This window comes from Mesorhizobium waitakense, assembly GCF_056431085.1.
The window spans coordinates 208,816-229,162 of record NZ_JBWKME010000013.1; the positions used below are offsets into that span (position 1 = coordinate 208,816).

General features: G+C 62.5%; 20 protein-coding genes. 10 read left to right on the forward strand and 10 right to left on the reverse strand.

The features are described from left to right. Position 1 precedes the first annotated feature (1 nt). Together folB and folK are read left to right on the forward strand one after the other, a co-directional pair. Positions 2-361, forward strand: a complete 360-nt coding sequence (gene folB / locus AC07FD_RS02260) for a dihydroneopterin aldolase (protein WP_095085091.1) — start codon at positions 2-4, stop codon at positions 359-361. After that, a complete protein-coding gene (folK, locus tag AC07FD_RS02265; protein ID WP_478348465.1) occupies positions 345-857 on the forward strand; it encodes a 2-amino-4-hydroxy-6-hydroxymethyldihydropteridine diphosphokinase in 513 nt (170 codons plus the stop codon). Before folB ends, folK begins: the two co-directional genes overlap by 17 nt. A 28-nt stretch (positions 858-885) precedes the next feature. Here folK and AC07FD_RS02270 read toward each other — a convergent pair whose 3' ends face one another. Together AC07FD_RS02270 and AC07FD_RS02275 are read right to left on the reverse strand one after the other, a co-directional pair. After that, positions 886-1,431 carry a DUF924 family protein gene (locus AC07FD_RS02270; protein ID WP_478348466.1) on the reverse strand — a complete coding sequence of 182 codons (546 nt, stop codon included), beginning with the start codon at positions 1,429-1,431 and terminating at the stop codon, positions 886-888. 14 nt (positions 1,432-1,445) lie between these two features. After that, positions 1,446-3,281 carry a monovalent cation:proton antiporter-2 (CPA2) family protein gene (locus AC07FD_RS02275; RefSeq protein WP_477415809.1) on the reverse strand — a complete coding sequence of 612 codons (1,836 nt, stop codon included), beginning with the start codon at positions 3,279-3,281 and terminating at the stop codon, positions 1,446-1,448. Between the two features lie 247 nt (positions 3,282-3,528). On the opposite strand from AC07FD_RS02275, the gene AC07FD_RS02280 reads away from it, so the two are divergent. Next, on the forward strand, positions 3,529-3,795 hold the full coding sequence (locus tag AC07FD_RS02280; RefSeq protein ID WP_095085087.1) for a hypothetical protein: 267 nt from the start codon (positions 3,529-3,531) through the stop codon (positions 3,793-3,795). A gap of 77 nt (positions 3,796-3,872) precedes the next feature. On the opposite strand, the gene AC07FD_RS02285 is transcribed toward AC07FD_RS02280, so the two are convergent. From AC07FD_RS02285 to AC07FD_RS02300, 4 genes are all read right to left on the reverse strand, one after another. After that, positions 3,873-4,427 carry a hypothetical protein gene (locus tag AC07FD_RS02285; protein ID WP_478348467.1) on the reverse strand — a complete coding sequence of 185 codons (555 nt, stop codon included), beginning with the start codon at positions 4,425-4,427 and terminating at the stop codon, positions 3,873-3,875. A gap of 135 nt (positions 4,428-4,562) precedes the next feature. Continuing rightward, positions 4,563-5,660 carry a YcjF family protein gene (locus AC07FD_RS02290; protein ID WP_477415805.1) on the reverse strand — a complete coding sequence of 366 codons (1,098 nt, stop codon included), beginning with the start codon at positions 5,658-5,660 and terminating at the stop codon, positions 4,563-4,565. Next, complete coding sequence (locus AC07FD_RS02295; RefSeq protein ID WP_478348468.1) at positions 5,657-7,135, reverse strand: YcjX family GTP-binding protein; 1,479 nt, start codon at positions 7,133-7,135, stop codon at positions 5,657-5,659. Before AC07FD_RS02295 ends, AC07FD_RS02290 begins: the two co-directional genes overlap by 4 nt. Positions 7,136-7,198: 63 nt before the next feature. Further along, positions 7,199-7,702, reverse strand: a complete 504-nt coding sequence (locus AC07FD_RS02300) for a SixA phosphatase family protein (RefSeq protein WP_478348469.1) — start codon at positions 7,700-7,702, stop codon at positions 7,199-7,201. A 341-nt stretch (positions 7,703-8,043) separates the two neighbouring features. Between AC07FD_RS02300 and dksA the strand changes: the two genes are divergently transcribed. Continuing rightward, positions 8,044-8,460: an RNA polymerase-binding protein DksA gene (gene dksA, locus AC07FD_RS02305; protein ID WP_478348470.1), complete on the forward strand. Its 417-nt coding sequence runs from the start codon at positions 8,044-8,046 to the stop codon at positions 8,458-8,460. 131 nt (positions 8,461-8,591) lie between these two features. Here dksA and AC07FD_RS02310 read toward each other — a convergent pair whose 3' ends face one another. Further along, entirely contained in the window at positions 8,592-9,338 is a 747-nt protein-coding gene (locus AC07FD_RS02310; protein WP_478348471.1) for a hypothetical protein, read from the reverse strand. Positions 9,339-9,561: 223 nt separating this feature from the next. Between AC07FD_RS02310 and cckA the strand changes: the two genes are divergently transcribed. Together cckA and AC07FD_RS02320 are read left to right on the forward strand one after the other, a co-directional pair. Beyond that, entirely contained in the window at positions 9,562-12,135 is a 2,574-nt protein-coding gene (gene cckA / locus AC07FD_RS02315; RefSeq protein WP_478348472.1) for a cell cycle histidine kinase CckA, read from the forward strand. A gap of 88 nt (positions 12,136-12,223) precedes the next feature. Further along, positions 12,224-12,934 carry a purine-nucleoside phosphorylase gene (locus AC07FD_RS02320; RefSeq protein WP_478348473.1) on the forward strand — a complete coding sequence of 237 codons (711 nt, stop codon included), beginning with the start codon at positions 12,224-12,226 and terminating at the stop codon, positions 12,932-12,934. Here the strand turns inward: AC07FD_RS02320 and AC07FD_RS02325 are convergent. Continuing rightward, positions 12,931-13,236, reverse strand: coding sequence for a ribbon-helix-helix domain-containing protein (locus AC07FD_RS02325; protein WP_095085078.1), 306 nt, complete (start codon positions 13,234-13,236; stop codon positions 12,931-12,933). The two genes, AC07FD_RS02320 and AC07FD_RS02325, sit on opposite strands and share 4 nt — an antisense overlap. 230 nt (positions 13,237-13,466) lie before the next feature. Between AC07FD_RS02325 and AC07FD_RS02330 the strand changes: the two genes are divergently transcribed. From AC07FD_RS02330 to AC07FD_RS02340, 3 genes are all read left to right on the forward strand, one after another. After that, complete coding sequence (locus tag AC07FD_RS02330) at positions 13,467-13,862, forward strand: VOC family protein (protein WP_478348474.1); 396 nt, start codon at positions 13,467-13,469, stop codon at positions 13,860-13,862. Between the two features lie 169 nt (positions 13,863-14,031). Further along, positions 14,032-14,562, forward strand: coding sequence for a gluconate 2-dehydrogenase subunit 3 family protein (locus AC07FD_RS02335; protein ID WP_478348475.1), 531 nt, complete (start codon positions 14,032-14,034; stop codon positions 14,560-14,562). Positions 14,563-14,609: 47 nt separating this feature from the next. Then, on the forward strand, positions 14,610-16,181 hold the full coding sequence (locus AC07FD_RS02340) for a GMC family oxidoreductase (protein ID WP_478348476.1): 1,572 nt from the start codon (positions 14,610-14,612) through the stop codon (positions 16,179-16,181). Positions 16,182-16,286: 105 nt separating this feature from the next. On the opposite strand, the gene AC07FD_RS02345 is transcribed toward AC07FD_RS02340, so the two are convergent. Further along, entirely contained in the window at positions 16,287-18,200 is a 1,914-nt protein-coding gene (locus tag AC07FD_RS02345) for a PhoX family protein (protein ID WP_478348477.1), read from the reverse strand. 122 nt (positions 18,201-18,322) lie between these two features. Next, positions 18,323-18,730, reverse strand: coding sequence for a hypothetical protein (locus AC07FD_RS02350; protein ID WP_478348478.1), 408 nt, complete (start codon positions 18,728-18,730; stop codon positions 18,323-18,325). 300 nt (positions 18,731-19,030) lie between these two features. Here AC07FD_RS02350 and urtA point away from each other — a divergent pair, with 300 nt between their 5' ends. Beyond that, entirely contained in the window at positions 19,031-20,341 is a 1,311-nt protein-coding gene (gene urtA / locus AC07FD_RS02355; RefSeq protein ID WP_126069003.1) for an urea ABC transporter substrate-binding protein, read from the forward strand. Positions 20,342-20,347: the final 6 nt, after the last annotated feature.

Genomic DNA, 20,347 nt, shown 5'->3' on the forward strand with positions numbered 1-20,347 from the left:
GATGTATGTCATCCGCATGAAGAATTGCGCGTTCTTTGCCCGGCACGGCGTGCTGGACGAGGAGGAAAGGCTCGGCCAGCGCTTCTATGTCGATGCCGCTCTCACCGTCGATCCCGGCCGGGCGCTTGTCGATGATTCCATCGAGGACACGGTCAACTACGGTATCGCTTTCACGGAGATCGAAAAGATCATCACAGGACAGCGCCGCTTTCTGATCGAATCCCTGGCACTCGAGGTCGCCCGTGCACTGACAGCGCGTTTTCCGCAGATCAAAAAAGCCGAGATCACGGTGCGCAAGCCAAACGCTCCGGTCCCCGGTGTGATCGATTACGTCGAGGTGACCGTTGTCTGGCCCGAATAGCACGGTCTATCTCAGCCTTGGCGGCAATCTTGGCGACCCGGCGAAATCGATGGGCGCGGCGCTGCGCATGCTGGATGCCGACACAGATACGCGCGTCACCGGCGTCTCTTCGCTCTATCGCACACCGCCCTGGGGCAAGCTCGATCAGCCGGATTTTCTCAATGCGGCTGCCGAAATTTCCACCGGACTGGTGCCGCGCGCCTTGCTCCACCTCTGTCTGGATGCCGAGCGCAGACTGAAGCGGGTGCGCGAGGAGCGCTGGGGACCGCGGCTGATCGACATCGACATTCTGGTGTTCGGCGACCGCGTCATTCACGAGACCGGACTGGAAGTGCCGCATCCGCGCATGCTGGAGCGCGCCTTCGTGCTGGCGCCGCTGGCGGAGATCGCGCCGGGCCTGGTTGTCGGTGGCCGCAGCGTCGCGGACCGGCTGGTCGCGGTCGACACTTCCGGTATCGAGCGATTGCCGTCCGGCCGGGATTGGTGGCTGGTCTGATGCCCGGGCGGGGCGACAGCAGGACCTTCTAACCGGAGAAGCCGCCGCCATCCAGGAACGCCTGCTCCTGGGGTGTGGTCTCGCGGCCAAGCATACTGTTTCGGTGCGGAAAACGGCCAAAATTCCGGATGATGTCGCGGTGCTCGAGCGCATATTTCAGGTTGAACTCGGCTTTGGCCTTGTGCAGCTCGACCGATACCTCCTGGTCGACAAGGTTTTCCGAATGCTCGAACGGTAAATACAGGAACACGCGGACTTCAGGCTCCAGTGCCAGATCATGGCCGGCCGCGACGGCCTTTTGAGCAAAATGCTTCGCCAGCGGATCGGTCGCGCACATATGGCCGGTGCCGCGAAAGCAGTTCCGCGGAAACTGGTCGAGCAGGATCATCAGCGCCAGCGAGCCTTCGGCGTGTGCCGACCAGTCGTCGCATTCACGCCGCGCCGCGGCATAGTGGAGATCGAGAAAGCGGTTGCGGAAGTCGGCATCGAAAGCCTCGTTCTTCTCGAACCATGCATCTTCGCCGGCGTCGCGCCAGAATTTGGTGACCGACAGGGCTCTGCTATCCAATTCCATTCAAAATTCCTTGTTCAATCCGCGGGTTCGGATTTGTGCAAAACACCGGCCGTCTCTTCATTGAGTGCCTGCCCGGTACGGCGCGGCTGAGTGAGGGGCGTGGGAATGGGCGTGCCGATATTGCCCCTCAGGAAGCGTTGTCCGGCGCGAACACCTTCGGCGAGCTGGGTTTCGAAACGGGCGGTATCGCGGCGCCGCACATCTTCGATCACCTCTGCCACGTCTTCGGGATCGACGCCGAGCGATTCCAGCGCCGAGCCGCCGAAAACCAACGCCGATTCGAAGGTTTCGCGCAGCTGGAAGTCGACGCCGGCACGAATGAGCTGCAGCGCCGTGCCGCGGTCGAAAGCCCGGGCGAGCACAGTGAGCAGTGGAAATTCGGCCTTGATCAGCTGGGCGATGCGAACGGCCACATCCGGCTTGTCGACGCAGATCAGCACGGCGCGCGCGCGGCCAGCCCCGGCCGCATGCAGGATGTCCAGCCGCGTGCCATCGCCATAATAGACCTTGAAGCCGAAATCGGCCGCCGCCTGGATCATTTCGACATCGTTGTCGATGATCGAGACATCGATGCCGCGCAGGAGCAGCGGCTGACTGGCGATCTGGCCGAAGCGGCCGAAGCCGATGATCAGCACGCTGCCGGTCAGGCCATCGGCAATCTCGACCCCGTCGAGCGACTGCTCGTCGCGCGGTGTGAGATACCGCAAGGCGATGATCGCCAGCGGCGTCAGCACCATCGAGATGATGACGATCGCCGTCAGCGTCGCGTTGGCCCGGTTGTCGATGATGCCGACCGCGGCGGCGGCCGAATAAAGGACGAAGGCGAATTCGCCGCCTTGCGCCATGAAGACCGCACGCTCCAACGCTTCGCGATGGCGGGTTTTCAGGACCCGCGCGACGATGTAGATGCCGAGCGCCTTCATCACCATGTAGGCGACGACATAGATGGCAACCAGCCGCCAGTTCGCGACCACCACATGCAGGTCGAGCGACATGCCGACGGCAAGGAAGAACAGGCCGAGCAGGATGCCGCGAAAGGGTTCGATGTCGGCTTCGAGCTGATGCCGGAAGGTCGATTCCGACAGCAGCACGCCGGCCAGGAATGCACCCATCGCCATCGACAGGCCGCTGAGCTGCATGGCGAGCGCCGATCCGAGGACGACCAGAAGGGCGGCAGCCGTCATCACCTCGCGGGCACGGGCATCCGCCAGGATGCGGAAGAACGGATTGAGCAGATAGCGTCCAGCCAGCACCAGTCCGACAATCGCGGCAAGGCCGATGCCTATCTCGGTGAAGCGCTCCGCCAGGCTGGTGTCGGCGCCGCCGGGCGCCAGGAATGCGATCAGGGCCAGCAGCGGCACGATGGCGAGGTCCTCGAGCAGCAGCACCGAGACGATGCGCTGGCCTTTCGGCTCGGCGATTTCGCCGCGTTCCTCCAGAAGCTGCATGACGATCGCCGTCGAGGTCAGCACGAAGCCGGCGCCGGCGACGAAGGATTGCGAGATCGGAAACCCTCCCGCCACGCCAACAGCGGTCAGCAAGACCGCGCAGACGCCGACCTGCAGTGCACCGAGGCCAAATATCTCGCGGCGCAAGCCCCATAGCCGCGACGGCTGCATTTCCAGTCCGATGATGAACAGGAACATCACCACGCCGAGCTCAGCGACATGAAGGATGGCTTCCGATTCGGAAAAGACGCGCAGGCCAAACGGGCCGATCACCACACCAGCGGCCAGATAGCCGAGAATCGAACCGAGGCCCATGCGCTTGAAGATGGGAACGGCGACAACGCCGGCTGCAAGCAGCGCCACCACCTGAACCAGATCGTTGCTCGATGCCTCTACCGCCATGCCGCCATTCCGCTCGTTTGAGGATCGATTCCGATTTCGAAGTCTCTTTGACAAGGGGCGAAGATAGGGGCTTCGGTGGGGATCGAACAGCCCGAATCCGGATCACCGGCGATGTTGCGGGCGCGTTACACAAGTTGACGTTGGGAACGCGTTGCATCTTGCCACAATCGAAGGCTAAGGACGCTCGGCTTCGGCCATTGGAGGGTGAGCGACGATCAAGTCGAGCCCTTTTGAGGAGATGACTGACATGAAGAAGTTTTTGTTTGTTGCCGTCGGCCTGGCGGTGCTAGCCGGTTCGGCGTGCTCGAAGGCGCCCGAGTGCACGGCCGAGATTGCAACCAAGAAAGCGCAGGACATGGCTGCCGCGCTGCAGGAAGCGATCACCAAGGACCCGTCCAAGGCGGCTGACCTGACGGCCAAGGTGCAGGCCGTGACAACCAAATATCAGGGCACCACGACATTGGCCGACGCCTGCAAGGCGTATGACGAGGTGACGGCCGCGATCAAGGGCTAATCGCAGGATCGAAGCGGTTTGAATGAGGCGGCGACCGTTGGGTCGCCGCCTTCTTGCTTTTAGAGATCTATGATTGTTCAGTTTGGCGCGATGGAGCCGACTTCGATGGCATCGACGCGCTTCAGGCTCATGCCGATCACCGGCACCAACTGGTCGTCGACACGCACCGCAATGGTCACCGTCATCGAATTGTCGTCAGGGATGCGGGCCTGCATGACGCCGCGCAGCTGGTTGCGGTTGATGGTGAAGACCACCTTGCGGGCATCGACGACATTGCCGCCGATGATGTCTAGGCCGGAACCGGTCGCGCCGCCCATGAAGCTGCCCTTGTAGCCCTCGCGGCCCTTGCGCTCGATCTTGGCCGACATCTGCTGGGTGAACATGCCGACCCGGCAACCGCCGTCGAGCGTCATGCCTACCTTGCCGTCCGGCGTCGAGCCGGTGAAGCTGCAGTTGAATTTGGTGCCTTTGTACTTGCCGGCGACGATTTCGCCGGGTCCAATCCATTTGCCTTCGGCCGACTGGAAGAACTGCTTGTCCGGCTCCGCGGCGGAAGCCGCTCCGGCAACGCCGACGAGTGCTGTTATCACGATTGCCAGGGGCAAGACGCTGGACAGAATTACACTTTTCATCGACGACACCCGGCAACAAAGAGGCTGTTTGGAACCCGTCTGACCATGAACAAGATTGGTTAATGCTTCGTCACTACGGGACCGCCGCAAAGCAGTCCGGTAACAATTCCGAAGATCCAAAAGCTGCAGCCAGGTTCACTTGCCGGATGGGGTTGTTTCGGCATCTTTCCTGGTTGCAAACGATGTCAGCGCTGAGAGGAAATCGCCCAGTCCCGGACGCTTCGCGGCGCTGAAGGGCAGGGGACGCGTTGTCTCCATCGCCGCGATGCCGATGCGCGCCGTCATCATGCCATTGACGACGCCCTCGCCGAGCTTGGCCGAAAGGCGCGCCGCCAGGCCGTGGCCGACGATCTGCTGGACGAAACTGTCGCCGACGGCGATCGAACCGGTGACCGCCAGATGCGCCAGCACGCTGCGCGCGAGGCGGAAGAAGCCGAGCGTTCCCGGCCGCCCACCATAAAGCTCCGACAGGCGGCGAATGAGGCGTCCGGCCTCGAACACGACATAGGCGACATCGACCAGCGCGCGCGGGCTGACCGCCGTCACCAGCGAGACGCGTTTGGCCGCCTCGAGAATCATCACCTTGGCCCTGGCATCGAGGGGGCCGAGAATTTCGGCTTCGGCCAACCGCACCAGATTGCCGCCATCGATGATTTCGCCGCGCAGTTCGGCCAGCGCGCGGCGACCGGCCGCGGTCTCGGGCTTGGCCGCGACGAAGGCCGACAGCTCGTCGACCACCGATCGTGCCGCCTTGGGATCGTCGCGTGCAATCGCATCGAGCGCTCGCTTCTGCAGCTTTTCGACCTCGGCGAGGCGGGCGATGGCCAGGAACTCGCGGATCAGGATGACCAGAAGCGCCAGCACGGCAATGGCCGCCATGCCGGCGGCCAGCCAGCCCAGCCATTCGGCACGCGCAAAGAGGTCACGTATGAGCTGATCGGTCCACAGGCCGACAGCCAGCGAAACCAGCACACCAAAGGCGCCGAAGAAGATGCTGCCGAGCAGCGACCGCTTTCTGGGGGCGATCGCCGGCGGCGGTTCGGCGGCAACGATGTCAGGCTCGTCGAAGACATCGACTTCCGCCGGGATGACCATCGCGACATCGGTCTTCATCGCACGGGGCTTCCGCTGGGAGTCAACCTGGACCTGGGCACGGCGTGCCTCAGGCGCCTCTTGTTTCGATTCGGCTTCCGGCTCGATACGGAATGCGGCCGGCTTGCGGGGCGCGGTCATGCCAGATGATCTCCAATCAGGAACTGCAAGGCACGGTCGAGCCGGATATGCGGCAGCGACAGCGTGACACCTTCGGCGGTGCGCTCGAGCTTTGGGGGACGGAAACGGACGAAGCGGATTGCCGGATCCCCGGTATCCTGCTTGTGATCGGGCCCCGAAGCATCGAACACCGCATCAATGTTCTCCGGTAAATCACCGGGAAATATGGCAGTTTCCGTTTTGCCGTCAAAAGTTTCGCCGTTGATCTTCTCCCCGGCGATCGGCGTGCCGATGATGACGGGAAGTGTCTCCCGGCCCTGCTTGACAGTGCCTTCGCGCGTCGCGCGCACCGCCGCCATGGCCACCACATCGACATCGGCACCGGTGAAATTCGCGCGGGCCACGGCACGGTCGGCAAGCCGCCGCACAATCGCCTGCAAGCGGTCATGGCTTTCGTGGTGCAGATGGTCGGCCTTGGTCGCGGCAACCAGGATGCGGTCGATGCGCCGTGAAAACAGGTCGGTGAGGAAGCTGCCGCGGCCGGGACGGAAACAACTGAGGATCTCGGTCACCGCGCGCTCTAGGTCGGCCATGGCGCCGGGCCCAGCGTTCAGCGCCTGCATGGCATCGATCAGCACGATCTGGCGATCGAGGCGCGTGATGTGTTCGCGGAAGAACGGTTTGACGACATGCGTCTTGTAGGCCTCGTAACGCCTGTCCATCATGGCGTGCAGCGACCCTAGGCGTGGGCGCCTGTCGCCCAGCCCAGGCAGGGGCGCGAAGGTGAGTGCGGGCGAGCCTTCGAGATCGCCAGGCATCAGGAAGCGGCCGGGCGGCAAGGTCGAAAGCGCCCGCTCGTCGAGCTTGCACGCCTTCAGATAGGCGGCGAAGCTTTCGGCCAGGCGGCGCGCCGTCATCTCGTCTGCATCGGCGTTCGGGTCGATCTCCGCCGACAGCGCCCGCCAAGCCTGCGACAGGTCCTCGCGCACCGGCAAAACGGCCATTTCGAAGGCTTCGCCGGAAAAATCGGCGAAGGATTTGCCAAGCAGCGGCAGGTCGAGCAGCCATTCGCCGGGATAGTCGACGATATCGACCGACAGCTTGCCGGAGGAAAACATGCGGCTCCAGCCGGAGGCCGATTCATATTCGATGGTCAGCCGCAATTCGGAAATGGCGCGCGTCGAATCGGGCCAGGCGCGATCGTTGACCAGTGCGGCGATGTGATCCTCGTACTGGAAGCGCGGCACGGCGTCGTCAGGCTGCTGTTCGAGGAAGGCACGGGCGATGCGCCCGGATTTCTGGGCCTCGAACAGCGGCAGGCGCCCGCCATGGATCAGATTGTGGACAAAGGCCGATATGAACACCGTCTTGCCGGCGCGGGAAAGGCCCGTGACACCCAATCGCAGCGATGGAGAGAAAAGCCCGGTGGCGCGGCCCGACAGCGTGTCGAGGGCAATCCTCGCCTCGTCGGTGAAGGTGGTCAGCGATGATGCCAAAATATGATCTCTCGGGCTTCGGTCTGCCCGATATAGGCTGTGGAACCTGGCTTTGAAATGGCGTCAGAGATCGGCCGGCGTCAGGAACGCTTCGAGATAGCCGGCAGCCTGGGCGGCTTTTGCCAAATCGCCGTCGAAGCGGACGACCGCCAGACCCGTGGTCGGGAACCCGTGGTTGAGGGTGGCCCGCGCCGTCTCGTCGCCGTCGCCTGAAACCGCCATGGCGAGATCCTCCGTCATCGGGTTGTGGCCGATGACTAGCAACGAACCCGATCCGCCATTGTCGCGGATGAGGCGGAGGTAACCGGCGGCGTCTTCGCTGTAGAGCGTGTCGAAGAACAGGACCCGGCCGGTGTCGGTCTGACCGGCCAGGCCTTCCAGCGTCTCCTTGGCGCGTTTGGCGTTGGAGCAGATGGTCAGGTCCGGAACATAGCGGTGGGACCGCATGGCGGCGCCCATCATTTCGGCATCGGCGCGGCCGGATGCGTCGAGCGGGCGGTCGAAATCGCGCATGCCGGGCAGTGCCCAGCCGGCCTTGGCATGTCGCAACAGATAAAGCGTGCCCACCCAACCTCCGCTGACGCCGAATGCCGAAACTTCCTGGATTAGCCACGAGAAAGCCGCTGCGCACAATGGCCCGTGTTCTTCAAACACAGCGAATCATCGATGTGCGGTGCCGCAAAAGGCGCTTGTGCTTCGGCGTGAAGAACATGCCGGTCTTCGAAAAGCATGTTGCACGGGATCCAAAGTGTCGAAGCGTAGTTTGGTATCAAAACGACCATTCGCTGCTGCAAAGGCGCCCGCCACCGAACATTAACAATTGCGAGAGACAGCGGCCGATTGCGCTTGTGCAGGCGTCGGACCGCGAATATATAAGCGCCAAAATTGGGGCAGTTTGGGTGAGTCGAATGAACGACATCGTTACCGCCGATTACATACCCTCCGAAGACGAGCCGTTCATGAGCGAGCGGCAGAAATCCTACTTCCGCCAAAAGCTCGTCACCTGGAAGAATGACATATTGCGCGAAGCGCGCGAAACTCTCGAAATCCTGCAACAGGAAAACGCCAACCACCCCGATCTCGCCGACCGCGCGTCTTCGGAAACCGACCGCGCTATCGAGCTCAGGGCCCGCGACCGTCAGCGCAAGCTCATCGCAAAGATCGATTCCGCCCTGCAGCGCATCGACGAAGGCACTTACGGCTATTGCGAGGAGACCGGCGAGCCGATCGCGTTGAAGCGCCTCGATGCACGTCCGATCGCGACGTTGTCGATCGAAGCGCAGGAGCGGCATGAGCGTCGCGAAAAGGTCTATCGCGACGACTGACGCGCCGCCCTTGGGCTGTGCCCAAGAGGGTTTGCGACGTTGATATCAAAAATGGCCGGTTTTCCGGCCATTTTTTTGGTTGACGCCCCACCGGCCGAATTCCCCGGCCGGCTGGGCAGGTCAGGATCCGATCATCTCTTCTGGCTGGAGAGTTCGCCCAGAAGCTTCGTCATTTCGTCGTCGAGCGACTGCGGTGCCTTCGCCGCCGGCTTGCTTACCGGGCCGCTCGAACGCGGCTGGTCGAGCGACACTTCGAGTTCCTTCATCAGCTTATCGTCGATGCTGTCCTGCGTTGGCGGCGGTGGCGCCTGCCTGACGGCATTGGCGCTCGCGGATCCATAGGCGGGCAGCGGAGTGACATTGGTCGGCTGCGGCTTCGGTAGCGGTGCCGGTGCCGGCACCGGTGTTGGCGCTGCCTGGCGCGGGCGTGCGGGCGGCGACGCGTTCACCGGCTGCGGAGCAGGTGCCTGCCTAGCCGGCGGCGGAGGAGCGGGTTGAGGTGCACGCGGTTTCGCCGCTGGGGCCGCGGCGGCCGGGACCGGCTGCAAGCCGCCATCTCCGGTCAGCGCCGGACGGCGTGGCGCCGAAAGCCGGATGTCACGTTCGACGACAACGTCGGTCGGACCGCCGATCAGCAGCAGATGTTCGATATCATCGCGGCGTATCAGCACCAGCCGGCGATGGCTGTCGACGGCGGTGGCGTCCATGACGGCCAGCCGCGTCTTGCGGTTCCTGCCGCCGGCAACGAAGGTTCCGAACGTCAGGTTGCGCACAAGCTTGATGATAACGAGAACGATGACCAGCAGGACAAGCGCTGCAAACGTCCACAACAGTGCTGCGGCATAACCGGGGCCCGCCACGCTATCCAGCCATTGCATTGGTTTTCCCTGATTGCCCTGAGGAGGTGATGCGACACTAGACCGTTGCGGCGGGCTACCGCAATGCGTTTCCGCGCTTGATGAACAGCTTGAAAACTCCGAGGGCCGGAAGATATCATTTTTATCCGACATTTGCCGCCCAGGCCTTTTCCGGACCAGGAGAATATGATTCAACCGGTCAAGGGCGGGTGTCGGAACACCGGAATTCACGAGCAGGGGGCACATGGCCAAGGAAGCGCGCGGCGATTTCTATCCGGTACCGATCGTCGACCAGAATACGCGACCGGGCGCGGTTACCCGGCTCATCATTTTCATCGTCGTTCTGACCGGGGCCGCTATTGTCTTCGGCCTTTTCCGCGAGCGCCTGGGCGACCCTTTCCTGCTCGGCATGCTCGGTGTGCTGGCGATGATCGGCGTCGGCTTCCTGTTCGCCACGGCGATCGGCTTCGTGCAGATCACGCCACGCTCGACCGGTGACGAACTCTCGAAGGCATTCGTTGATTCGATGTCGCAGGGCCTTCTCGTCACCGACTCCAAGGGCCGCGTCGTCTACGCCAATCGGGCCTATGCCGACATGACCGGCGCGACGTCGGCGGCAGACCTGAAGACAGTCGAAGGGCTGCTTTCCGATGTCCCAGAAGCCTCGGTGACGATCTATCGGCTCGCGTCCGGCCTGCGCGACGGACAGTCGGGCGACGGCGAGTTTCGTCTTGCGCAGTCCATTCGTCCGGGCGCCGAGCCCGGCGCCCGCTGGTACCGGGCGCGTGCCCGCGCCTTCAGCGTTCCGGGCCAGCGGCTGCCGATGCTGGCCTGGCAGCTTGCCGACATCTCACAGGAACGTGCCGAGCAGGAGCGTTTCTTCCTCGACCTGCAGAAGGCGATCGATCACCTCGACCATGCGCCAGCCGGGTTCTTTTCAGCCGACCAGGACGGCCGCGTCACCTACATCAACGCCACGCTTGCCGAATGGCTGGGCATTGACCTTACCAGCTTCACGCCCGGTTCCGTCACCCTGCCGGAGATCGTGGCCGGCGACGGCATGGCGCTGGTCCGCTCGGTCAAGGCCGACCCCGGAACGACACGCAACGCGGTCATCGATCTCGACCTGACGACGATGACGGGCGAGGCGCTGCCGGTGCGTTTTATGCACCGCGTTTCGGCCAGCCGCGAAGGCCTCAACGGGCCGACGCGCACGATCGTGCTCAACCGCACGCAGGGCGAGGACGCTTCGGCCGACCTTCGTGCTTCGGAAGTGCGCTTCACCCGCTTCTTCAACTCGACACCGATGGCGATTGCCGGCGTCGACCACAGCGGTCGCATCTTGCGCACCAATGCGCCGTTCCTGTCGCTGTTTTCGTCCGTCGTCGACCGGGACGCCGTCGATCGCCGCGTGCGGCTCGACACGGTGATCCACGAGCGCGACCGGCCGGCCTTCGCCGCGGCTTTCGAAAAGGCGCAGCAGCGGCAGGCCGACATCGAGCCGATCGATACCTTGCTGCCCGGCAACGATGACCGGCACATCCGCTTCTACGTCAACGCGGTCGCCGACGGCACCGGCGGCGAGGGTGCCGAGGAGTCGGCGATCGTCTACGCCGTCGAGACGACGGAGCAGAAGGCACTCGAAGGGCAGATGGCGCAAAGCCAGAAGATGCAGGCGGTCGGCCAGCTTGCCGGCGGCATCGCGCACGACTTCAACAATGTGCTGACCGCCATCATTATGGCGTCCGACCTTTTGTTGACCAACCACCGGCCGTCGGACCCGTCCTTCCCCGACATCATGAACATCAAGCAGAATGCCAACCGGGCGGCCTCGCTGGTGCGGCAATTGCTGGCCTTCTCGCGCAAGCAGACGCTGCGGCCGGAAGTGCTCAACCTGACCGACGTGCTGGCCGATCTCAGGATGCTGCTGGCCCGCCTAGTCGGCAACGACATCAAGCTGAAGGTCGATCATGGCCGCGACCTGTGGCCGGTCAAGGTCGATATCGGGCAGTTCGAACAGGTGGTGGTCAACCTTGCGGTCAACGCGCGCGACGCCATGCCGGCAGGCGGCGATCTCACCGTGCGCACGCGCAATGTGACCGCCGAGGAATGCAAGGCCTTTTCCTACCGCGAGCTCACCCCGGCCGACTATGTCGTGGTCGAGGTCGAGGATACCGGCAGCGGCATCGCGCCCGACGTGCTGAAGAAGATTTTCGAACCCTTCTTCACCACCAAGGAGGTCGGCAAGGGCACCGGGCTCGGCCTGTCGATGGTCTACGGCATCATCAAACAGACCGGCGGCTTCATCTTCTGCGATTCCGAGGTGGGCAAGGGCTCGACTTTCCGCATTTTCCTGCCGCGTCATATCGCGGAAGCGAAAAAGGCAGGCGACCTCGGCGATCTGCCGGCGGCACCGGCGAAGGTTGCCGATGCGGCCAAGGATCTGTCGGGCTCGGCCACGGTGCTGCTCGTCGAGGACGAGGACGCCGTGCGCATGGGCGGCATGCGGGCGCTGGTATCGCGAGGCTATACGGTGCACGAGGCCTCCTCGGGCGTCGAGGCGCTGGAAGTGTTCGAGGCGCTGGGCGGCAAGGTCGACATCGTCGTCTCGGACGTGGTGATGCCTGAAATGGATGGGCCGACGCTGCTTGGTGAATTGCGCAAGCGCCAGCCGGACATCAAATTCGTCTTCGTGTCCGGCTATGCCGAGGACGCATTCGCCAGAAACCTGCCGGCAGATGCGCATTTCGGCTTCCTGCCAAAGCCGTTTTCGCTCAAGCAACTGGCGACGATCGTCAAGGATGTGCTGGAGAATTAGAATCTCCTGATGTTCTTTTCCTTGCAAGACGCCGTGACAACGCCATGATTGAGGGCTGAAACGGCAGGCGGGCTTGGGGGAGCAGCGGTTGACGCCACACAACGAAGCAGACAAGGGTGCCTACGCCGACACGGTGTTGTTGCCGGGTGACCCGCAGCGCGCCGAATGGATGGCGCAAACCTTTCTGGAAGCGCCGCGCTGCATCAATCGCCGACGCGGCGCCCTTGGCTTTACCGGACTGTTTCGCGGCAGACCCATCAGCATTCAAGCGACCGGCATCGGCGTCTCGTCGTTTCTGATCTATGTGCATGAATTACTTGACTATTATGGCGCCCGGACGTTGATCCGCACGGGCACCTGCGGCAGCCTGACGGCCAAGGCCAAGCTGCGCAGCCTGGTCATCTCGCAATCGGCACAGGCGGAAAGCGCTCAAAGCGGTCAGGTTTTCGGCCTCTACAAGGCTGTCGCCGGTCCGGATCCAGCACTTCTCAGCTGCGCGCTGACCAAGGCAGCCGAACTTGGCATCGACCATTGTGCCGGCCTGACGGTTTGCAGCGACATCTTCTATCATCCTGAAGGACGCGGCCGCTTTGCCGATGCGCAGGCAGCCGGTGCTCTGGCCGTGGATATGGAAACCAGCGCGCTTTACCGCATCGCGGCGCATTTCGGGGCTCGGGCACTGTCGATGTGCACGGTGGTTGACAACATCGAGACCGATGAACTGACAGACTACTCCGAGCGCCAGGACCTGTTCAGCGATATGAGCCGGCTGGCGCTTGCTGTCGCGGTCGACAGCTAGGCGGCTTGCCGCTTCGGCATCACCTGTTCATCCATGCCCGGCCGATGGCCGCGCAGATACAGCGCGCAGGTGGTGCGCAGCATGGAGGCAAAGTTTGGAATAGCGCCGTTGATCTCGATGGCTTCGTCGTAAAGCTTGGAGATGAATTTCGGCGTCGTCAGGCCTTGGTTTTCGGCGATTTCATCGAGCAACGCCCAGAAGGTCGCCTCAAGCTGGATGCTGGTGGAGTGGCCGTCAATGCGAATCGACCGATTGATCTGGCGATAGCCTTCGGGGTCCTGGCCCGCAAATACCCTGCACATCCGACAAACCTCCCATGCTTGTTGGTCTTGGGCGGGCAGGCGTACGGTCTGATACTGCTCGACCTGTCCCCATGCGCATTCTCGGGCAAAATTGCCGGAACGGCAATCGGACTTTCGTCCCTGTCCCCTAAAGCGCGTCGCCGGTTCACGGTTTTGGGCGTGGTAACCGGCTGCCACCACCTTTTCCCCGCTCTGCCCATAATTGCCTCCACACAAGGGCGGAGACTGATTTGGCCAAAGCGATTCATTCCATGATCCGGGTTCTCGACGAGGCCCGATCCGTCGATTTCTACAGGAATGCCTTCGGGCTCGATGTTGCCGACAGGCTGGACTTCGAGACGTTCACACTCATTTACCTCAGCAACGCCGAAATCGGGTTCGAGCTCGAACTGACCGTGAACAAGGGCAGGGTCGAGCCCTACGTGCTCGGCGATGGTTACGGCCACCTCGCGGTTTCGATCGCCGACCTCGACAGCGAACATGACCGCCTCGGCGCGCTCGGCCTCAACCCGAAGAAGATCGTCGAGTTCAACCATGACGGTTCACCGATCGCCCGCTTCTTCTTCATCGAGGATCCGGACGGCTACAAGATCGAGGTTCTGCAACGCGGAGGTCGCTTCAAATAGGAGACAATGCGGCCGCACCGGCGCGTGCGGCGCCAGCAACGGCGCTCTCAAGCATTTCACCCAAAAGTGCGCAGCGGTTTTGGGACAACGAGATGCACAAACAAGGTCTTGAAGCACGTCAATTGTGACGCGCTTCAAGGGGCGCAAATAGCAAGCAGGGAGGAATATTATGGTCACGATCTATGACGGGAAGCCTGGACTTTCACGTCGTGAGCTTCTCAAACGCGGTGGCATCGGTGCGTTGCTCGTCATTTCCGGTAGCGCAGTCATCAGCCCCGAACATGCCTGGGGGCTCGAGACATCGGCGCTCAAGCCCGAAACCATGGCGACGCTGATCCAGATGGCGCGCGACATCTATCCGCATGATCAGGTTCCCGACAAATATTACGCCATCGCTGTGAAAGGCCATGACGAGCAGGCCGGCAAGGACGCCGCCTACAAGACGATGATCGAAGACGGTATCGCCGACCTCGACAAGAAGTCTGGGGACGGAGGCTACCGGGGCCTTGGCTGGGAGGAGCAGCGCGTCGCGGTGCTGAAGCAGATCGAGGCGATGCCGTTCTTCCAGGCCATCCGTGGCGGCCTCGTCGTCAGCCTCTACAACCAGAAAGAGGTCTGGCCGATCTTCGGCTACGAGGGCGAGTCCTTTTCCAAGGGCGGCTACATCGCGCGCGGTTTCAACGACATCGAGTGGCTCTGAGCCCGTTCGTTCTTGAACCCGCTAACAGAAAATCATGGGAGGAAACCATGGCAACAGCATTTGACCTGAACAACGACGGCGTGGTCGTCATCATCGGCTCGGGCGCCGGCGGCGGTACGCTCGGCAACGAACTTGCCCAGAAGGGTGTCGACGTCGTCATCCTGGAGGCCGGCGCGCGCCACGAATATGAGGAGTTTGTCAACGACGAGTGGGATTCGTTCACCCAACTCGCCTGGAAGGACAAGCGCACCACCTCCGGCGACTGGCGTGTGGCCAAGGATTTTCCGAACCTGCCGGCCTGGATCGTCAAGTCGGTCGGCGGTTCGACGACCCACTGGGCCGGAGCGTCGCTGCGTTTCCAGGAGCACGAGTTCAAGACGCTGTCGACCTACGGCAAACTGGAGGGCGCCAATCTGCTCGACTGGCCGATCACGCTGGCAGAGATGGAGCCTTACTATGCCAAGGCCGAAGCCAAGATGGGGGTCACCGGCACCAATGACTGGCCGAGATTGCCGGGCAACAACAATTTCAAGGTGTTGAAGGCTGGCGCCGACAAGCTTGGCTATAAGGAATGCCACACCGGCAACATGGCCATCAACTCGGTCGAGCGCGACGACCGCTTGTCCTGCCAGCAAACCGGCTTCTGCTTCCAGGGCTGCAAATGGGGCGCCAAATGGTCGACGCTCTACACCGAGATCCCCAAGGGCGAGGCAACAGGCCATCTCGAGGTCAGGCCGAACGCCATGGCGATCAAGATCAACCATGACGCCTCGGGCAAAGTGACCGGCGTGGTCTACGCCGACAAGGACGGCAAGCTGCAGGAGCAGAAAGCCCGTATCGTCGCAGTCGCCGGCAACTCGATCGAAAGCCCGCGGCTGCTGCTCAATTCGTCATCGGGCAAATTCCCCGACGGCCTCGCCAACTCATCGGGGCAGGTGGGTAAGAACTACATGCGCCACACCACGGGCTCGGTCTACGCCATCTTCGACAAACCGGTGCACATGTATCGCGGCACCACCATGGCCGGCATCATCCGCGACGAGGCGCGCCATGATCCGTCACGCGGCTTCGTCGGCGGCTACGAGTTCGAGACGCTGTCGCTCGGCCTGCCGTTCATGGCGGCCTTCCTCGATCCAGGGGCTTGGGGCCGCTCGTTCACCACGGCGCTCGACCACTACGACCACATGGCCGGGCTGTGGATCGTCGGCGAGGACATGCCGCGCGCGGAGAACCGCATCACGCTGCATGCCGACATGAAGGACGAGCACGGCATGCCGATCGCCGACGTGCATTTCGACGATCACCCGAACGACACCGCGATGCGCAACCATGCCTACAAGCAGGCCGCCGCGCTTTACGCTGCGGTCGGCGCCACGCGCACCTTCCCGACGCCGCCTTATCCGTCGACCCACAATCTCGGCACCAACCGGATGAGCGAGAAGGCGGCCGACGGCGTCGTCAACAAGCATGGCCAGACGCACGACATCAAGAACCTGTTCGTGTCGGACGGCAGCCAGTTCACGACGGGTGCCGCCGAAAACCCGACCTTGACGATCGTGTCGCTGGCGATCCGCCAGGCCGATTACATCGCCGCGCAGATGTCGGCCAAAACGATCTGAGCCGGCAAGACATCGCCCCGTAACCGGGGCGGTGCCAATTTCAGTGTCCTCCCGGGCCGCAATGCGGAACGCGTAACGCGCGTTCCGCCTTTTTGTGGGACCTGATTAAGCGCCGACCGGCTGCCCGTCCTTGCGGCGGATGGCGACCACGGACGGGCGGGGCAACTGGCCGTCCTTGAAGTCGGGCCACAGTGTCTGCACCTTGTCGAGCGTCTCGGCGTCCTCGGCCGGGTGCTGGACCGACAGGAACAAGGTCGTGCCGTCGGGGGTGAAACACGGGCCGGTTGCTTCGGCGCCATGCGGGCAAGTGAACAGCAGCTTCGGCAGGCCACGCGCCGGGCCTTCGGTGTCGACGCCATAGACGCCGTCCGGCAGGTCGAAATCATTGGCACCGTCGGTCGCCACCCAGAGCCGGCCGGCCGGATCGAAAGTGATGTTGTCGGGGCAGACGAACCAGCCATTGTCCGATGTGTCCGGGTGGAAGGTGGCGCCGACCGCGGCGTCCTTCGGGTTGCCGCACAGCACGAACAGATCCCAGGCATATTTGTCGGCGGTATGGTCGGCGTCCACGCCGCGGCCGCCTGGCGGGATCAGTTCGACGATGTGACCCCAGAGGTTTTCCGGACGCGTGTTGGCCGGATTGACCTTCGACTGGTCGCGCTTCTTGTTCTTGGTCATCACCGCATAAACGCGGCCGGTCACCGGATTGGTCTCGATGTCCTCCGGGCGGTCCATCGGCGTGGCACCCAGCGCGTCCGCCGCCAACCGTGTTTTCAGCAGCACCTCGGCCTGATCGGCAAAGCCGTTTTCAGCCGTAAGCTTGCCCTGGCCGTGAATCAGCGGCAGCCAGGTCATGGAGCCGTCGGCGTCGTAGCGCGCGACCGAAAGCACGCCATCGTCCAGGAGGTCGTTGCCGGAGGTCGGTTTGGCCGGATCGTAGGCCCTGTTCGAGACGAAGCGGTACATGTATTCGAAATAATCGTCGTCGCCCATGTAGACGACGACACGGCCGTCCTTGTTGAGGACGACCGTCGACGCCTCATGCGACATGCGGCCAAGCGCGGTGCGCTTCACCGGCTTGGACTGGGGATCATAGGGGTCGATCTCGACCACCCAGTCGAAACGGTTGGCCTCGTTCGGCTCCTTGTCGATGTTGAAGCGGTCGTGGAAGCGGCCGCGGCCATAGATGTCGGAACCGTCGAAGCCATAGCGGTCGAGGATGTCCGCGGTCGGCGCCTTCTTCGGATCGCCGCCGAACAGGTCGGAAACACCTTCCTCGCAGGTCAGCACGGTGCCCCACGGGGTGAAGCCGCCTCTGCAATTGTAGCTGGTGCCGAGCACTTTCGTGCCGGTGGCATCGGCCGAGGTCTGCATCAAGGCGTGGCCCGCAACCGGGCCGGAGACGATCATTTCGGTGTTGACGGTGATGCGGCGATTGAGCGGGCTGTCCTCGACCAGCGACCACTTGCCGTCCTTCAACAGCACTTCGACGATTGAGTGACCCATGGCGGCCATGCCGAGATCTACCTGTTCCTTGCTCATCGTCTTGCCGGCGTCATCCTCGGTCATGCCGGGAAACATGACATTGGGCGAGGTGTATTCGTTGTTGACGCAGAGCAGGCCGTGGTCGGAATTGACGGTGCCTTTCGGCAGCGGCAGGAAGGCAATGTAGTCGCAATTGTAACCAAAGCGCTTCTCCTGCTCGTCAGCGGCGACCTTGTTTCCGTCGAAATCCGGCAGGCCGGCCACGAGCGGGTCGCCCCAGCGTGCCACGATCGTGGTCTCGTAACCCTCTGCGGCGGCGTGGGTCTTGTCGTAGACGCGCTTCAACTCGGGAAAGCCAAGTGTGGAAAGCGCCGCCGCGGCATGTGTTTCTCCGGCAAACAACGAACCGACGAAGCTGCCGCCGGCGATCAAAGCACCAGATGCGAGGCTGCCTTTCAGGAGAGTACGGCGCGAGACGCGCTCGGCGATGACGTCGCGAATGACAGGGGAGGATGAAGACGGGGAATTGGCCATTGTGTCTGCCTCTCAAGGTGGATGGTGACGGCGCACCGCTGCCTATCCGGTTTCGGCAACATCCAGATGACATGAGACACAAGGCAGGCCCGCCGAGGCGGCGGCGATTACCAGGGAATAATCTACTGACCGCTGCCTTTGGTGCAGGTCGAGGCGGTGAAGGCGCCGTCGGGCTGCCTCATGATGATGTCGAAGGAGGGTGCACTTTGGCCGTCGAGCGTTGCCTGGGTCAGCGACAGTGAATTGCCGCCGGCGGTATATCCGCCGAGCGGTCCCAGCCAGGAGATCACGCCGTTTGCATCCATCTGGTAGTTGTAGCCCTGCTGGGCGGTCCCGAAGGTGACCGGGCCGCTGTAGACGTTGCCCTTGATGGTGATGTCGCCGAGGTCGAGAAACATTCCAAGCAGGTACACTTCACAGTGGTAGGTGCCGTCGGGCATCTTGCCGTCGCTGGAGTCGGCTCGGGCAGCGCCGGTCGCTGCCGCCAGCAGCAATATGCCGATAAAAATGCGTGAAATGCCGGATGCCATGACGTCGCTCGTTTGATGGGGCGAGCTTGCCCTATTTCTGCGCCGAGCCGCAACATCCGCCGGCGAAGTCCAAAAACTAGGCACACTGCCAATTTGGGCGAAAATTAGGCAGACACCTTGTGCGCTGCGCAAATTTCTCTCAATCAATTTTTAACCGATCCTCTTTGTTTTCATAAAACTAATATACCAAGCACCTGATAATGTTGAACTATCACCTATTGTTCGGCATCTCCTGAGCGATTGGCACGGGGGTTGCATTGCATTGTTGCGGTGCAATCAACCAGCCTGGGAGTGTTAGGCATGAGGGGTAATTTCTCGACAATAACAAAAATGTTTTCGGCGAGCGTCGTTGCCGCCGGCCTGTTGATGTCCGCGCCTGCCAAGGCGGCCGACGACACGATCAAGGTCGGCATTCTCCATTCACTGTCGGGGACCATGGCGATCTCGGAGACGACGCTGAAGGACGCCATGCTGATGCTCATCGATGAGCAGAACGCCAAGGGTGGCCTGCTCGGCAAGAAGCTCGAAGCCGTGGTCGTCGATCCGGCCTCCAACTGGCCGCTGTTCGCCGAAAAGGCGCGCGAGCTGATCTCCAAGGACAAGGTCGCCGCGGTGTTCGGCTGCTGGACCTCGGTGTCGCGCAAATCGGTGCTGCCGGTGTTCTCAGAGCTCGACAACATCCTGTTCTATCCCGTCCAATATGAGGGCGAGGAAAGCGAGCGCAACGTGTTCTACACAGGTGCGGCGCCGAACCAGCAGGCCATTCCGGCTGTCGACTATCTGATGAGCGAGGATGGCGGTTCGGTGAAGCGCTGGGTGCTTGAAGGCACCGACTACGTTTATCCGCGCACCACCAACAAGATCCTTGAGGCCTATCTGAAGGCCAAGGGCGTCGCGGCGGAAGACATCATGGTCAACTACACGCCGTTCGGCTTCTCCGACTGGCAGACCGAAGTTTCCGCAATCAAGAAATTCGGTTCGGCCGGCAAAAAGACCGCCGTCGTCTCGACGGTCAATGGCGACGCCAACGTGCCGTTCTACAAGGAGCTCGGCAACCAGGGCATCAAGGCCGAGGACATTCCGGTCATGGCCTTCTCGGTCGGCGAAGAAGAGCTTGCCGGTCTCGACACGGCGCCGCTGGTCGGCCATCTCGCCGCCTGGAACTACTTTGAGAGCGTCGATACGCCCGAGAACAAGAAGTTCATCGCCGACTGGCACAAGTTCATCAAGAACGACAAGCGCACCACTAACGACCCGATGGAAGCCCACTATATCGGCTTCAACATGTGGGTGAAGGCGGTCGAGAAGGCCGGCACCACCGATCCGGACAAGGTCATCGACGCCATGATCGGCGTTTCAGTGCCCAACCTGACCGGCGGCTATTCGACGATGATGCCGAACCACCACATCACCAAGCCGGTGCTGATTGGCGAAATCCAGGCTGACGGCCAGTTCGAGACGGTTTCGCGTACGCCGGGCCTGGTGATGGGCGATGAATGGTCCGACTACCTGCCTGACTCCAAGGACCTGATCTCCGATTGGCGCGCGCCTCTGTCCTGCGGCAACTTCAATGTCGCCACCGGCAAGTGCGGCGGCAAGGGTACGAACTGATCCTCC